The following is a 15,589-nucleotide window of genomic DNA, read 5'->3' on the forward strand; positions in this document are numbered from 1 at the left end:
TAGCGCCGAGCCGATGCCCGGCTGCTCCGGCGAGTGGCCAGCCGGGCATGGGCTCGGCTCTACGGAATGCCCTGCGCCAGCGTATGTCCGGACAATGTCCGTTGCATGACCTGCGGAGTCAGGCAGCACAAGGCTGTAACCGTATACATGCGGCGTGAAGGATGTGCTAATTTCCGTTCTTTAACGGGAGAGGCCCATCCACCATGTTCGAGCGTCAGCGTCGCACCAAGATCCTTGCCACCCTCGGTCCGGCCACTGATCCGCCGGGCGTGCTGGAGGATCTTTTCCGCGCCGGCGTCAATGTGGTGCGCCTGAACTTCAGCCATGGCGATCCGTCCGGCCAGGCCAAGCGTGCCGCCGAAGTGCGTGCTGCTGCGGCCCGCGTAGGCGTGGAAGTGGGCATCCTGGCCGACCTGCCGGGCCCGAAGATCCGCATCGAGCGCTTCGCCGAAGGCAAGGTGCAGCTGAAGGCGGGTGACCGCTTCGACCTGATCGCCAGCGAGAACGCCGGCCCGGGCAACGCCAGCCAGGTGGGCGTGAGCTACCTCGGCCTGCCGCAGGACGTGGGCCCGGGTGATGTGCTGCTGCTCGACGACGGCCTGATGCAGCTGCAGGTGGTGGAAGTGCAGGGCGAGCGCATCGTCAACACCGTGCTCAACGATGGTGTGTTGTCCGACCGCAAGGGCCTGAACAAGCAGGGCGGTGGCCTGTCGCTGGGTGCCCTGACCGAGCGCGACAAGGAACTGATCGGCATCGTTGCCAAGATCGGCGTGGACTTCATCGCCGTGTCGTTCTGCCGCAACGCGCAGGACATGAACGACGCGCGCGACATCGCCCGCTCGCACGGCTGTGATGCCGCCCTGGTGTCGAAGATCGAGCGCACCGAGGCGATCGAGAACCTGGAAGAAATCGTCGAGGCCAGCGACGTGGTGATGGTTGCCCGTGGCGACCTTGGCGTGGAAATCGGCGATGCCGAGCTGCCGGGCCTGCAGAAGAAGATCATCAAGGCCTCGCTGGCGCAGAACAAGGTGGTGATCACCGCCACGCAGATGCTGCAGTCGATGGTGGAAAGCCCGATCCCGACCCGCGCCGAAGTGCTGGACGTGGCCAACTCGGTCATCGACGGTACCGACGCGGTGATGCTGTCGGCGGAAACCGCCGCCGGTGCCTACCCGGTCAAGGCGGTGGAAGCGATGGCACGCATCTGCCTGGGTGCCGAGCGCCAGTTCCAGACCGAGACCGATTTCAACGCCTCGCCGCGCAACCTGGAACGTGCCGACCAGGCAATTGCCATGGCCACCATGTTCCTGTCGCAGCATGTGGGCGTGCGCGCGATCGTGGCCATGACCGAATCCGGCGGCACCGCGCGTTACCTGTCGCGTTTCCGCGCCAAGGCGCCGGTGTTCGCGGTCACCCGCCACGACGGCGCGCGTCGCCAGATGGCGCTGATGCGCGATGTGTTCCCGATCAACTTCGACAGCCGCGGCCTGACCCCGCGCGAAGCGGCGCGCGGCAGCATCCGCCTGCTGGTCGAATCGGAACTGCTGCAGGCCGGTGACCGCGTTGTGTTCACCAGCGGCGAGCACATGGAAACCCATGGTGCCACCAACACCCTGCGCCTGCTGGAAGTGGGCGAGGATGGCCGCGCCATCGGCCTGGGCGATCTGTAAGCCCTGACGGTCGGGTCGGCGCTGCCGATCCGGGGTCAGAGCCTATGTGGGGATCTGACCCCGTACTGACCAGGGGTCAGATCCCTGAAAGGGCTCTGACCCCATGCCGCAGGACATCCTTTGTCCTGCGTAGACGTGGAAGCGTTTCCATCCTGTCCTCCACGGCGAGGCAACGGGCAGCAGGGCTATACTTACGTTTTTCCCGCACCCGCCACAGGAAATACATGAGCATCGAACAGCTGGCTGAAACCGCCCAGGCCATGGTCGCCCCGGGCAAGGGCATCATCGCGATCGACGAATCCACCGCTACCATCGCCAAGCGTTTCGCGGGCGTCGGTATCGAGAACACCGAGGAGAACCGTCGCGCCTACCGCGAGTTGCTGCTGACCACGCCGAAGCTCAACGAGCACATTTCCGGCGCCATCCTGTACGACGAGACCATCCGCCAGTCGACCAAGGACGGCGTGCCGTTCGCCAAGTACATGGCCGACCACGGCATGATTCCGGGCATCAAGGTGGACAAGGGTGCGCACCCGCTGGCCGGCTGCCCGGGCGAGCTGGTGACCGAAGGCCTCGACGGCCTGCGCGAGCGCCTGCAGGAGTATTACAAGCTGGGCGCGCGCTTCGCCAAGTGGCGTGCGGTCATCAACATCGGCGAGAGCATCCCGTCGGGCACCTGCATCGAGTCCAATGCCCATGCGCTGGCCCGCTATGCAGCGCTGTGCCAGGAATGCGGCCTGGTGCCGATGGTCGAGCCGGAAGTGATCATGGACGGCGACCACGACATCGAAACCTGCTACGAAGTCACCGAAGCCACCCTGCGCTCGCTGTTCGACGCGCTGTACCAGCAGAACGTGCTGCTGGAAGGCACCATCCTGAAGGCCTCGATGGTCATCTCCGGCAAGGACTGTGAAGAGCAGGCCGATGTCGAGGAAGTGGCCGAGTCGACCGTGATGTGCCTGAAGAGCACCGTGCCGGCGATCCTGCCGGGCGTGGTGTTCCTGTCCGGTGGCCAGAGCGACGAGCAGTCCACCGAGCACCTGAACGCGATGAACCAGCTGGGCAACCTGCCGTGGCCGCTGAGCTTCTCCTACGGCCGCGCCATGCAGCAGGCCGCGCTGAAGCTGTGGGCCAAGGACATGAAGGGCAACTACGCTGCTGCCCAGAAGACGGTGTACGAGCGCGCCAAGGACAACGGCCTGGCCGCGCTGGGCAAGTGGAACGGTTGATCCGTCCCATCGCCGGATGAACAAGGCAGCGCCGGCATCACGCCGGCGTTTGCTTTTGCGGGTATCTTTTCCGCCCCCGCGTGCCTGGCCGGTATGCGGGAACCACATGGAAGGCCAAGGAGAAACAACATGCGTTTGGCAGCAATCACACTGGCCGTTGCCACGGTCCTGGTCGCCAGCGGTTGCAACCGCATCGGCGGCGGCGCGGACGCGGGCAAGGCCGCGTCACTCGATTTCGACAAGCCGGTATCCGGCGAGATCACCTCGCGCAGCGGCATCAACTACAACGACGGCAGCCACCACCAGCTCTACCAGATCAAGCTGGAAGACAAGCAGCTGGTCGGGCTGAAGCTGACCGGTTCGCTGAGCGGCTCGATCGCCGTGTTCAACAACGGCAGCCTGGTGGCCAGCAGCAACACCGGCTACGAGCGCGAAGGCGACGTCTCGGTGGCCTTCCGTGCCAACGGTGGCGGCACCTACCAGGTGGCGGTCAACGCCAACGGCTCGACCGACTACGGTCCTTACCGCCTGCGCGCCGAGAAGCTGGTGCCGTACGACGGCAAGCCGCTGGCGGGCAGCGGCGAGATCGTCGACATGCTGGCCGGTGGTTCCCAGGACTACACCCTGCAGGTGGACAAGGCCGGCCTGTACGAGATCCGCCTGGTGTCGGATGTCTTCGATCCGGTGCTGAAGCTGTCGGGCCAGGGCGTTGATGCAGAGAATGACGATGGCGGCGACAGCACCAACTCGCGCCTGACCCTGTCACTGAAGCCGGGCAAGTACACCCTGACCGCGCGCGGCCTCGGCGACGGCGTCAGCGGCATGTTCACCCTGTCGGCCAACCGCATCGAGCTGCCCGGCAATCTGGTCGAGCGCGATGGCACGGCACTGCCGAAGTCGGGCAGCGTGTACACGATGCTCGACAACGATGGCCGTCGCCGCTTCCTGCTGTCGCTGGACCGCCCGGCCGATGTGCGCCTGGATGCGATTTCCAGCCAGGTTGATACCGTGCTGCGCGTGGTCGGTGGCGACGTCGAGCTGACCGACGACGATGGTGGCAACGGCACCAATTCGCGCCTGGAAGAGACCCTGCCGGCCGGTCATTACACGGTCGACGTGTCCAGCCTGAACAATGGCGCGGGCATGGTGGAAGTGCGCGTGCAGGTGGATGGCGCCAGCGCCGATGGGGCTGCGGCCTCGGCGGCACGCGCCGCAGCCGACGCAGCCGCCGTGGCCGATGACGCCGCCGCGGTGGAAGCTGCCAGCCGTTGAGCGTGACCCACGCCATGCGTGGCTGAGCACAACGGTGCAACGGAAAAGGCCGGGTACTGCCCGGCCTTTTTCTTTACGTCGCGCACCGGGATTCAGTGCGCGGCGGCAAAACCCGCATCACCCAGCGGCGGCAGCATCGACCCGCGCGGTTCGCTGTCCGCGCTTTGCCCGGCGGCGCTCAACGCCTGCTGGTAGGCCTTGGCCGTAGCGGTATTGAACGCCACCAGCACGATGCGCATCGGTTGCGCATGGCTGCGCTGCCACGCCAGTGTTTCGGTCACTGCGATCTGCGCCGCCTGGTACAGCGGATAGCCATAGACGCCGCAGCTGATCGCCGGGAACGCGATCGACTGCACGCCCAGCGACTCGGCCAGCTGCAGCGACTTCCAATAGCAGTTGGCAAGCAGCGCCGGTTCGTCGCGCTGGCCGTCATGCCAGACCGGGCCCACCGTGTGCAGTACATGGCGCGCCGGCAGCGCATGGGCGCTGGTGGCGCGCACTTCGCCCGTCGGGCAACGCACGCCCGGGCGCAGCTCCGGCAACTGCGCGCACTCGGCCAGCAATGCGGGGCCGGCCGCGCGATGGATCGCGCCGTCGACACCGCCGCCACCGAGCAGTGTTTCGTTGGCCGCGTTGACGATCGCATCCACCGCCAGGGTCGTGATGTCACCCTGCCAAACCTCGATCTTCATGCGTCCGTCTCCTGCCTGTGAGGTGATCCGCGCAGCATCTGCGCCGGCTGTTCCCACGGTAGGGGACAGGGCATCGATACTGCGTCATGACCGTCTCACGCGCTGCGATCCGACGGCCTTCACGCACGATGGCGGGCGACGCCTTCACGCAGGCTGAAGCAGAACGGGGTCGGATCCTTTCCCGCATGGGAAAGGCTCTGACCCCTGTCGCTGATCCACGCGGGTGGGGTCAGAGCCCTTTCCCTGCGGCAAAGGGATCCGACCCCGGGCGGTTTACGGCAGGCCGGCCAGCCAGTCGTCGTCGGAGCCTTCGTTGACATCGGCGAACAGCGGTGTGGAGAAATAGCGTTCACCAGTGTCCGGCAGCATCGCCAGGATCACCGAGCCGGGTTCGGCGCGGGCAGCCACGTCCAGCGCGCTGGCCACGGTGGCACCGGCAGAGATGCCGACGAAGATGCCTTCCTCGGCGGCCAGGCGGCGCGCGGTGGCGATCGCGCGGTCATCTTCGACCGAGACCAGTTCGTCCACCACATCGCGGTTGAGCACGTCCGGCACGAAGTCCGGGGTCCAACCCTGGATCTTGTGCGGCTTCCAGTCATCGCCCTTGAGCAGGGCGGCGCCGGCCGGCTCGGTGGCGATGATGCGGGTCTGCGGGCGCGCGACCTTCAGCACTTCGCCCACACCAGTGAGCGTGCCGCCGGTGCCCCAGCCGCTGACGAAATAGTCCAGCCGCTTGCCGGCGAAGTCGCGCAGGATTTCCGCGGCGGTGGTGTTGCGGTGATAGGCCGGGTTGGCCGGGTTGGCGAACTGGCTGGCCAGGAACCAGCCGTGCTGTTCGGCCAGTTCGGCTGCCTTGCGCACCATGCCGCTGCCGCGTTCGGCGGCCGGGGTCAGGATCACCTTGGCACCATAGGCACGCATCAGCTTGCGGCGCTCGACCGAGAAGGTCTCGACCATGGTCGCCACGAACTTGTAGCCGCGCGCTGCGGCGACCATCGCCAGTGCCACGCCGGTATTGCCCGAGGTGGCCTCCACGATGGTGTCGCCCGGCTTGAGCAGGCCACGCGCTTCAGCGTCGAGGATGATCGCCAAAGCCAGGCGGTCCTTGACCGAGCCGCCCGGATTGAACGACTCGACCTTGGCGTAAACGCTGACCTGCGGCGGTGCCAGACGCTGCAGCTTGACGATGGGGGTGTTGCCGACGGTGTCGAGGATGGAGTCGTACAGGGCCATGGAAGCGCTCCGGAGACGGGGCCGCGCCGGGCTTCGGCGGGCGAAGGGGGAGGGCTGGCTGTTCAGGCCAGCGGCTGCCGGCTGACCGTAGCGCCGGCATATGACGCCCGGAAATGACCAGATACCTTTCTTAAACAACCTTTGGTTATAAGCTGGTGACGGCAATTGACCCTAGAGTGGACCTCCGCCCCACGCCGCCTGCCTGCCCATGACGCTGACCCAGCTGCGCTACCTGGTTGCCATCGCCGACGCCGAGCTGAACATCACGCTGGCCGCCTCGCGCGTGCATGCCACCCAGCCCGGCTTGTCCAAGCAGCTCAAGCAGCTGGAGGACGAGCTGGGTTTCCTGTTGTTCGTGCGCAAGGGCCGCAGCCTGGAGTCGGTCACCCCGGCCGGGACCGAGGTGATCGCCCGCGCCCGCGCCGTGCTGGCCGAGGCCAACAACATCCGCACCTACGCCGCCAACCAGCGGCGCGAGAGCCAGGGCCAGCTGATCCTGACCACCACCCACACCCAGGCGCGCTTCGTGCTGCCGCCGGCGGTGGCGGCGATCAAGCAGGCTTACCCGCAGGTCAGCGTGCACCTGCAGCAGGCCGGTGAAGCCGACGCGCTGGATCGCTTGAACCAGGGTGACGCGGATATCGCCATCATCAGCACCGCTGGGGGAGAGCCCACCGATGGCATCGCGGTGCCACTGTTCCGCTGGCGACGCCTGGTGGTGGTGCCCAAGGGCCACCCGCTGGACCGCGCCGGGCGTGCACCGGACCTGGCCGCGCTGGCCCGGCAACCATTGATCAGCTACGAATCCTCGACCCGCCCGAATTCGTCGCTGCAGCGTGCGTTTGCCGCCAACGGGCTGGTGCCGGATCTGGCGCTGACCGCGCTGGATGCCGATCTGATCAAGACCTATGTGCGTACCGGCCTGGGCGTGGGCCTGCTGGCCGAAATGGCGGTCAGTTCCAACGACGAAGACCTGAGGTCGTGGCCGGCGCCGGACCCGATCAGCGAGTGCATCGCCTGGGCGGTGCTGCCGCGCGACCGCGTGCTGCGTGATTACGCGCTGGAGCTGGTGCATGTGCTGGCACCGCAGATCGATCCCCGCGACCTGCGGCGGGTGCTGGATGGCAACCAGGCGGCCGCGTGGCCGGTGCCACCGACCTGGGAATCACTGACCCAGACCATCACGGTGTGAGGGGGGGCGAGCAGGGCTTGCAGCCCTGCACCTGCCGCGGCATTCAAGCAACAGCAACAGCAACAGCAACAGCAACAGCAGAAGCGGCATTCCGTGGGTTGGCGGGGCGGTGCCGGAGTGCGGGGACGCTGCAAGTACGTCCCTGTAAGCTTGGCAGCCGCATCCATGCGGCTGACACCCCGCACTCCGACACCGCCCCACCTCTGACAGATCCCGGTGGCTGTTGGTAGGTGTCGACCTTGGTCGACACGGTAGATCCACGCCATGCGTGGATGAAAGCTGTCAGATGTCGAAATGCATCTGGGGTCAGATCCGTTTTCCTTCGGAAAACGGATCTGACCCCAAAGCCGTTCCAACAGACCGCAGGAAACTGTCGAAGGCGGGGTGGGTCCGGTTGCGGGAGTGTCCGCGGCATGGATGCCGCGGCCAAGCCCCCATGGATGGGTTTACGGCGTCTCCCGCAACCGGACCCGCCCCGCCTACCCACAGGAACCCGCTTTTGCTGTTGCTTCGGCTTTTGCCGTGGACGTGGCCTTTGCAGGTGCAGGGCGCAGCCCTGCCGATAAACCCCTCCTGCGACGGTTCGTCGCACGGGCAACCCTGGACCCGGCTCTACACTAGCGGGATGACCCGGCTGTCCCGCCCGCAGCGCCTTCTGCTCCAGCTTGCCGTCCTGGCGACGCTGCTGATGGTGCTTGCGCCGCTGGTCAGCCGCGCGCTGCATGCGCAGCCGATGGACCACGCTGCGATGGCCGGCATGGACCACGCGCACATGCAGCATGATGGTGCCGTAGCGGGCCAGAGCCCCTTGCCCGCGCACACGGATCCGACCCCACCGGCCGATCCCCACGCCATGCACGGCGAAGCCTGCGAATACTGTGTGCTGGCGATGCGCCTGCTGCCGTGGCTGGCCGTGCTGGTGCTGCTGTTGCCGCTGTTGTGGCGGCCGCGGCTGGTGTTCCCCTGGTCGCGGCAGGTGCTGCCCGCGCTGTGCTGGCCGGCGCATGCCGCGCGTGGGCCGCCGCCTTTCTCCATCGTTCGCTGATGTCCCTGTCGAATCTGCCGCACGACGCCTGACCGGGCGCCGTGCGCGCGTGCGTACCTTGGAGCTGTTCCGATGAAAATGACTTCCCGCCCCGCGGGCGCCTGTGCGCGCCTGCCGGTTGCCCTTGGCCTGGCCGTAGCTGCAACGCTCGCCCATGCCGCGCCCGCCGAAGAGGCGCGTACCCTCGACACCCTGGTGGTCACCGCTGCCGCACCGTCCTCGCCACTGCACTGGGTGACCGACCCACGCCTGCCGCGGCAGCCGGTACCCGCCAGTGATGGCGCCGATTACCTGAAGACCGTTCCCGGTTTCTCCGCCATCCGCAACGGCGGCACCAACGGTGATCCGGTGCTGCGCGGCATGTTCGGTTCGCGCCTGAACATCCTCAGCAATGACGGCAACCTGATCGGTGCCTGCCCGTCGCGCATGGACAATCCGCTGTCCTACATCGCGCCGGAAAGCTTCGACCGGCTGACCATCATCAAGGGCCCGCAGAGCGTGCGCTGGGGCGCAGGTGCCTCGGCTGGCACCGTACGCTTCGAGCGCGATACACCGCGCTTCGAAGAGCCGGGCCTGCGTGCCGATGCCAGTGCGCTGGTCGGTTCGCGCAACCGCAACGACCAGGTGCTGGACCTGACCCTGGGCAACCCGACCGGCTATGTGCGCGCCAGTGGCAACCGTTCCGAAGCCGATGACTACAAGGACGGCCACGGCGATGTGGTGCCGTCGAAGTGGCGCAAGTGGAACGGTGACGTGGCGATCGGCTGGACGCCGGATGCCGACACGCTGCTGGAAATTTCTGCCGGTGCCGGAGATGCGATCGCACGCTATGCGGGACGGGGCATGGACGGGGCCGCGTTCGAACGCACCAGCTATGCCGCGCGTTTCGAGAAGCGCAACCTGCCGGGTGCGTGGGACACGGTGCAGGCCAACGTGTACTACAACGAGGCCGATCACGTGATGGACAACTACACGCTGCGTGCGCCGAACCCGAACAGCATGATGCCGATGCCGATGGCCTCGAACGTGGATCGCCGTACCCAGGGCGGCCGGGTCAGTTCCGAGTGGCGCTGGCAGGACGTGCAGCTGGTGGCGGGCGTGGATGGCGAGGACAGCCGCCATCGTGGCCGCATGGGCATGGGCCGCGACACCTACCGCCAGGTGGCGTGGGAGACCGATGCCCACTTCCGCCGCTATGGCGTGTTCACCGAGTTGACCCTCGGCGCCGGCACCGATCAGCGTTGGATCAGCGGCCTGCGCATCGATCGCGCCAGCGTGCGCGACGAGCGGCAGTCGCTCCGCGGAATGATGGGCAACATGCCCAATCCGACTGCGGGCCAGCGTCGCAAGGAATGGCTCGGCAGTGGCTTCCTGCGCTACGAGCAGGACCTGGCCGACGGCCTGACCTGGTACGCCGGCCTCGGCCACAGTGAACGCATGCCCGACTACTGGGAGCTGTTCTCGCCCGACCACGGCCCGGCCGATGCGGTGAACGCGTTTGCCGGCATCCAGCCCGAGCGCACCACCCAGCTCGACGCTGGCCTGCAGTACAAGGGACCGCGCGTGCAGGCCTGGGTCTCGGCGTACGCCGGGCAGATCCAGGACTACGTCCTGTTCACCTACCACCGCAGCGGCGCGATGGGGATGAGCCAGGCCAGCAACGTCGATGCGCGCATCGCCGGTGCCGAGGCGGGGCTGGAAGTGAGCGTGGCCGAACAGTGGAAGCTGGGTGGCACGCTGGCCTATGCCTGGGGCGAGAACCGCGACCAGCAGCGTCCGCTGCCGCAGATGCCGCCGCTGGAAGCGCGCCTGAGTGCGAACTGGGAAGGCCAGCGCTGGAGCGCCGGTGCGCTGCTGCGCGCGGTGACCCACCAGCATCGTGTCGCAGATGGCCAGGGCAACGTGGTCGCGCAGGATCTCGGGCCGAGCGCGGGCTTTGCCACCTTCGCGCTCAACGCGGCGTACCGTTTCGGTTCGCAACTGCAGCTCAGCGCAGGCGTCGACAACCTGTTCGACCGCGCCTACAGCGAGCACCTGAACCTGGCCGGCAGCGCCGACTTCGGCTTCCCGGCCGACCCGGTGCGCATCAACGAGCCGGGGCGCAGCGTGTGGATGAAGCTGAACTACCGGTATTGATCCGCCGGGTGTAAAAAAAAACGGGGCCGGATCCCCGCCAGGATCCGTCCCCGCCCGACGCCCTCCGTCGGGCAGCTTCGACTCTACGATGACTGACCCGGTGGTGCACGACGGGATACACCCCGATACACGCCGACACTGCCCATGGCAGCCTTGCACGGAATGGGTTCAAGGCGCTATCGCAGCCCTGGTTCCACGCTGGTAAACGCTTGGCACATACCGCTTTCAGGGGCACTTGCCTACACTCGGCGGCCGTGGATCAATTTGGACCGTTCATGTTGGCTCGTATCGCTTCGACCCTGGCCCTTGGCCTCAGCCTGGCCGTGCTGGCCGGGTGCGCAGGCAAACAGGAGGCCGCCGCGCGTCGGCAGGGAGAAGCGGTGCCGGTCACTGCGCAGGTCGTGCAGTCCCGTCAGTGGAGCGACACCCTGCAGGCGCTTGGCACGGCCAAGGCGCGCGAATCGATCAGCGTGACCGCCAAGGTCAGTGAGATCGTCGAGAAAGTGCATTTCGAAAGCGGCCAGCACATTGCTGCCGGTGCGCCGATCGTGACCCTGCGTGGGCAGGCCCAGGAGGCCGCACTGGTGCAGGCGCAGGCGACCTTCCATGAAGCCGATCAGCTGTACAAGCGCCAGCGCGAGCTGGCCGCCCAGCGGCTGGTGTCCAGCGCCACGCTGGATACGCAGAAGTCGATCCGCGATGCCGCCGAAGCGCGCGTGATGCAGATGCAGGCAGACATCGGTGATCGCCGTGTGCGCGCGCCGTTCGCCGGCGTGCTCGGCATCCGCCAGGTCAGCCCTGGCTCGCTGGTGACTCCGACCACGGTCATCGCCACGCTCGATGACATCGAGCACATGCACATCGATTTCCAGGTGCCTGAAGTGGAACTGGCTGCGCTGGGCGTCGGTGACAAGGTCAGCGCCACCAGCGTGGCCTGGCCGGGCCGCACCTTCGAGGGCGTGGTCAGCACCATCGATGCGCGCATCGACCCGGCCACCCGTGCCGTGACCGTGCGCGCCGACTTTGCCAACGGCGACCATGCGCTGCGTCCTGGCATGCTGCTGGACGTGCGCCTGTTCCGCCCCGAGCGCCCGGCGCTGGTGATTCCGGAAATCGCCGTGGTGCAGGTCGGTCGCGATACCTTCGTGTACCGCATCAAGGCTGACGACAGCGTCGAGCGTGTGGACGTGGTAACTGGCGCGCGCCGTGCCGGCGTGGTCGAGATCAGGCAGGGTCTGGAAGCGGGCCAGCGCATCGTGGTCGATGGCACCGGCAAGCTGCGTCCGGGCCTGAAGGTTGCCGCCAAGGACGCAGCGCCCGCCAGTGGTGCAAAGCCCGCTGAAGACGCTGCGCCGGCCGCGGCCGAGGGCCACGGCGGATGAAGCTGTCCGACATCTCCATCCAGCGGCCGGTGTTCGCCGTGGTGATGAGCCTGTTGCTGCTGGTGCTGGGCGTGATGTCCTTCACCCGCCTGACCCTGCGCGAACTGCCGGCCATCGACCCGCCGATCGTCTCGGTCTCGGTGGACTACACCGGCGCCTCGGCGGCGGTCATTGAAAGCCGCATCACCCAGGTGCTGGAAGATGCGCTGGCCGGCATCGAAGGCATCGATACGATCAACGCGCGCAGCACCAACGGCCGCTCGCAGGTCAGCATCGAGTTCACCTCCAACCGCGATATCGAAGCGGCGGCCAACGACGTGCGCGATGCGGTCAGCCGCGTGGCCGACCGCATGCCGGAAGAGGCGCGGCCACCGGAGATCGCCAAGGTCGAAAGCGATGCCGACCCCATCATCTGGTTCAACATGGTCTCCTCGACCATGGACACGCTGGAGCTGAGCGACTACGCCGACCGTTACGTGGTCGATCGCTTTTCCAGCCTCGATGGCGTGGCCCAGGTCCGCATCGGCGGCCGCCAGCGCTATGCGATGCGGATCTGGCTGGACCGGGACCAGCTGGCCGCACGCGGGCTGACCACCGGCGACGTGGAAACCGCGCTGCGCAACGAGAACGTGGAGCTGCCGGCCGGCCGCATCGAGTCGACCGACCGTGATTTCACCCTGCGCGTGGAGCGCAACTACATCAAGCCCGAAGATTTCGCGACCATCCCGCTGGGCAAGGGCCGCGACGGTTACGTGGTGCGCATGGGCGACGTGGCGAAGATCGAGCTGGCCTCGGCCGAACGCCGCGCGTACTACCGCAGCAATGGCGAGCCCGGCATCGGTCTGGGCATCGTCAAGACCTCCACCGCCAACTCGCTGGACGTGGCGCGTACCGCGCGCGCTGAAGCCGAGCGGGTGGCGCTGACCCTGCCCAAGGGCACGCAGATCTTCGTCGCCTTCGACAACACCACCTTCATCGAAGCGGCGGTGGACCGCGTCTACGCCACGCTGGTGGAAGCGATGATCCTGGTGCTGGCGGTGATCTGGCTGTTCCTCGGCAGTTTCCGCGCCGCGTTGATCCCGGCGGTGACGGTGCCGGTCTGCTTGGTCGCGGCGTTCATCGCGCTGTACGCGTTCGATTTCTCGATCAACCTGCTGACCCTGCTGGCGCTGGTGCTGTGCATCGGCCTGGTGGTGGACGATGCGATCGTGGTGGTGGAGAACGTGCAGCGCCGCATCGACCTGGGTGAGCCACCGCTGGTGGCCTCCAAGCGCGGCACCGCGCAGGTCGCCTTCGCGGTGATCGCCACCACCGCCGTGCTGGTGGCAGTGTTCCTGCCGGTCGGCTTCCTGGAAGGCAACACCGGGCGCCTGTTCCGCGAGCTGGCAGTGGCGCTGGCCGCCGCCGTGGCGTTGTCCGCGTTCGTGGCGCTCACACTGACGCCGATGATGGCCTCCAAGCTGCTCAAGCCGCACACCGGGCAGGCGCCACGTGGCCTGCACGGCTTCATCAACCGCAACCTGGAACGCCTCGCGGGTGCCTATGGGCGGGTGCTCGATCACCATGTCGACCGCACCTGGATCTACCTGCTGGTGATGGTGGCCGCGCTGGTCGCCAGCTGGGGCCTGCTCAAGCTGCTGCCCTCGGAACTGGCGCCGGCCGAAGACCGCGGTTCGTTCCAGATCATGATCGACGGCCCGGAAGGTGCCGGCTACGACTACACCGTGCAGCAGGTGCAGCAGGTGGAGGCGCTGCTGGCCCCGCATGTCGGCCCGGACAAGCCGATCGTGCGTGCCAACCCGCGCGTGCCCGGTGGCTTCGGTGCCAGCGAGGAAATGCACACCGGCCGCGTCAGCATCTTCCTGCAGCCGTGGCGCCAGCGCAGCGAGGCCACGCCGGACGTGGCCAACGAACTGCAGAAGGAACTGGACACCATCCGTGGCGTGCGTGTGCGTACCCAGGTCGGTGGCGGCCTGGTGCGCAGCGGCGGGCAGCCGTTCCAGATCGTGCTGGGTGGGCCGGAATACGCGGAGATCGCGCAGTGGCGCGACCGCATCCTGCTGCGCATGGCCGACAACCCCGGCCTGGTCGGCCCCGACTCGGACTACAAGGAAACCCGGCCGCAGATGCGGGTCAACATCGACCGCCAGCGTGCGGCCGATCTCGGCGTGCCGGTCACCGCGATCGGTTCGGCGCTGGAAACCATGATGGGCTCGCGCCGCGTCACCACCTTCGTCGACAACGGCGAGGAGTACGACGTGCTGGTGCAGGCCGGACGTGACGGTCGCGCCAGCCCGGCCGACCTGGCCGCGATCCGCGTGCGCGCCACCTCTGGCGAACTGGTGCCGCTGTCCAACCTGGTCACGTTGAGCGAAGTGGCCGAGGCCGGCACCCTGAACCGCTTCAACCGCCTGCGCTCGATCACCATCAGTGCCGGCCTGGCGCCGGGCTATCCGCTGGGCGAGGCCATTGCCTGGGCGCAGAACGTGGCCCAGGAAGAGCTGCCGCAGTACGCGCAGGTGAACTGGAAGGGTGAATCGCGCGAGTACCAGAGCGCCGGTGGCGCCGTGCTGCTCACTTTCGCCATGGCCCTGCTGGTGGTCTACCTGGTGCTGGCCGCGCAGTTCGAGAGCTTCATCCACCCGCTCACCATCATGCTGACCGTGCCGCTGGGCGTGCTCGGCGCGCTGGTCGGGTTGTGGGTGAGTGGCGGTACGGTGAACCTGTTCAGCCAGATCGGCATCGTGATGCTGGTTGGCCTGGCCGCGAAGAACGGCATCCTCATCGTCGAATTCGCCAACCAGCTGCGCGACGATGGGCGCAGCGTGCGCGAGGCGATCATTGAATCGGCGATGGTGCGCCTGCGCCCGATCCTGATGACCTCGATCGCCACCGTGGTCGGCGCCATTCCGCTGGTGGTGGCCGGTGGTCCCGGTTCGGCCAGCCGTGGCACGATCGGCATCGTGATCATCTTCGGCGTGACCCTCTCGACCTTCCTGTCGCTGTTCGTGGTGCCGGCGTTCTACGCGCGGCTTGCCCCGTACACCCGTTCGCCGGAAGCGGTGAAGCGCGAGCTGGAGAAGCAGGAAGCGGAATCGCCGTCGGTGGGCGGCCATGCCTGACCGGCACACCGACGGGATCGGGTCCCTCGCTGACGGGGTCGGGCCCCTTTCCCAAAGGGAAAGGGCTCTGACGCCACTTCGAGGCGACGGCTTCCAGCTGCGCCCCTGGCGCCCGGATGATCTGGAATCGCTGCTGCGCCACGCCAACGATCCCGAGGTGTCGCGCGGCCTGCGCGACCGTTTCCCGTACCCGTACACGCGCACCGATGGCGAGGCCTTTCTCGCCGGCCGCGTGCTGGCCCCCGGAACCCTGAATCTGGCCATCGAGATCGACGGCCAGGCCTGCGGCAGCGTCGCTGCCCAGCAGGGCATGGCCGAGCGTGGGCACACCGCCGAACTGGGCTACTGGCTGGGCCAGGCCTATTGGGGGCACGGCGTGATGACCCGTGTGGTCGGGCTGTTCGCACCGTGGGTGCTGGACGAGCTGCGCCTGTTCAGGCTGCAGGCCACGGTCGTCGACTTCAACCTCGGCTCGGCGCGGGTGCTGGAGAAGAACGGCTTCCAGGAGGAGGGCGTGGAGCGCTGCGCGGTCTACAAGCGCGGCGTGCTGCACGACCTTCGCCGTTTCGCCCGGGTACGCACCCAGCTGCCGTGAACACGCGGGCTGGCTGTTGTA

At 67.4% G+C, this 15,589-nt stretch carries 11 protein-coding genes; 9 read left to right on the forward strand and 2 right to left on the reverse strand.

The window, feature by feature from the left end:
* The first annotated feature begins 203 nt into the window (after window positions 1-203).
* The 3 genes from pyk to AC5P8F_RS12485 all read left to right on the forward strand — a co-directional run bounded on the left by pyk (window position 204) and on the right by AC5P8F_RS12485 (window position 4,171).
* The gene (pyk, locus tag AC5P8F_RS12475) at window positions 204-1,670 is read left to right on the forward strand and encodes a pyruvate kinase (protein ID WP_014648234.1); all 1,467 of its coding nucleotides are present in this window, start codon (window positions 204-206) and stop codon (window positions 1,668-1,670) included.
* Between the two features lie 224 nt (window positions 1,671-1,894).
* Window positions 1,895-2,899, forward strand: a complete 1,005-nt coding sequence (locus tag AC5P8F_RS12480; RefSeq protein ID WP_014648233.1) for a class I fructose-bisphosphate aldolase — start codon at window positions 1,895-1,897, stop codon at window positions 2,897-2,899.
* 129 nt (window positions 2,900-3,028) lie between these two features.
* Complete coding sequence (locus tag AC5P8F_RS12485; RefSeq protein ID WP_014648232.1) at window positions 3,029-4,171, forward strand: hypothetical protein; 1,143 nt, start codon at window positions 3,029-3,031, stop codon at window positions 4,169-4,171.
* 92 nt (window positions 4,172-4,263) lie between these two features.
* On the opposite strand, the gene AC5P8F_RS12490 is transcribed toward AC5P8F_RS12485, so the two are convergent.
* The gene (locus AC5P8F_RS12490) at window positions 4,264-4,863 is read right to left on the reverse strand and encodes an O-acetyl-ADP-ribose deacetylase (RefSeq protein ID WP_014648231.1); all 600 of its coding nucleotides are present in this window, start codon (window positions 4,861-4,863) and stop codon (window positions 4,264-4,266) included.
* Between the two features lie 273 nt (window positions 4,864-5,136).
* Complete coding sequence (gene cysK / locus AC5P8F_RS12495; protein ID WP_046432270.1) at window positions 5,137-6,096, reverse strand: cysteine synthase A; 960 nt, start codon at window positions 6,094-6,096, stop codon at window positions 5,137-5,139.
* 208 nt (window positions 6,097-6,304) lie between these two features.
* Here cysK and AC5P8F_RS12500 point away from each other — a divergent pair, with 208 nt between their 5' ends.
* The 6 genes from AC5P8F_RS12500 to AC5P8F_RS12525 all read left to right on the forward strand — a co-directional run bounded on the left by AC5P8F_RS12500 (window position 6,305) and on the right by AC5P8F_RS12525 (window position 15,568).
* The gene (locus AC5P8F_RS12500) at window positions 6,305-7,288 is read left to right on the forward strand and encodes a LysR family transcriptional regulator (RefSeq protein ID WP_010481448.1); all 984 of its coding nucleotides are present in this window, start codon (window positions 6,305-6,307) and stop codon (window positions 7,286-7,288) included.
* Between the two features lie 625 nt (window positions 7,289-7,913).
* On the forward strand, window positions 7,914-8,333 hold the full coding sequence (locus tag AC5P8F_RS12505; RefSeq protein ID WP_014648228.1) for a DUF2946 domain-containing protein: 420 nt from the start codon (window positions 7,914-7,916) through the stop codon (window positions 8,331-8,333).
* Between the two features lie 72 nt (window positions 8,334-8,405).
* A complete protein-coding gene (locus tag AC5P8F_RS12510; RefSeq protein ID WP_495228280.1) occupies window positions 8,406-10,469 on the forward strand; it encodes a TonB-dependent copper receptor in 2,064 nt (687 codons plus the stop codon).
* A gap of 275 nt (window positions 10,470-10,744) precedes the next feature.
* On the forward strand, window positions 10,745-11,851 hold the full coding sequence (locus tag AC5P8F_RS12515) for an efflux RND transporter periplasmic adaptor subunit (protein WP_032957171.1): 1,107 nt from the start codon (window positions 10,745-10,747) through the stop codon (window positions 11,849-11,851).
* Entirely contained in the window at window positions 11,848-14,973 is a 3,126-nt protein-coding gene (locus tag AC5P8F_RS12520; RefSeq protein WP_014648225.1) for an efflux RND transporter permease subunit, read from the forward strand. Before AC5P8F_RS12515 ends, AC5P8F_RS12520 begins: the two co-directional genes overlap by 4 nt.
* Window positions 14,966-15,568, forward strand: coding sequence for a GNAT family N-acetyltransferase (locus AC5P8F_RS12525; protein ID WP_495228281.1), 603 nt, complete (start codon window positions 14,966-14,968; stop codon window positions 15,566-15,568). Before AC5P8F_RS12520 ends, AC5P8F_RS12525 begins: the two co-directional genes overlap by 8 nt.
* Window positions 15,569-15,589: the final 21 nt, after the last annotated feature.

It is taken from the genome of Stenotrophomonas sp. YJH_SMC_69, from assembly GCF_059370495.1.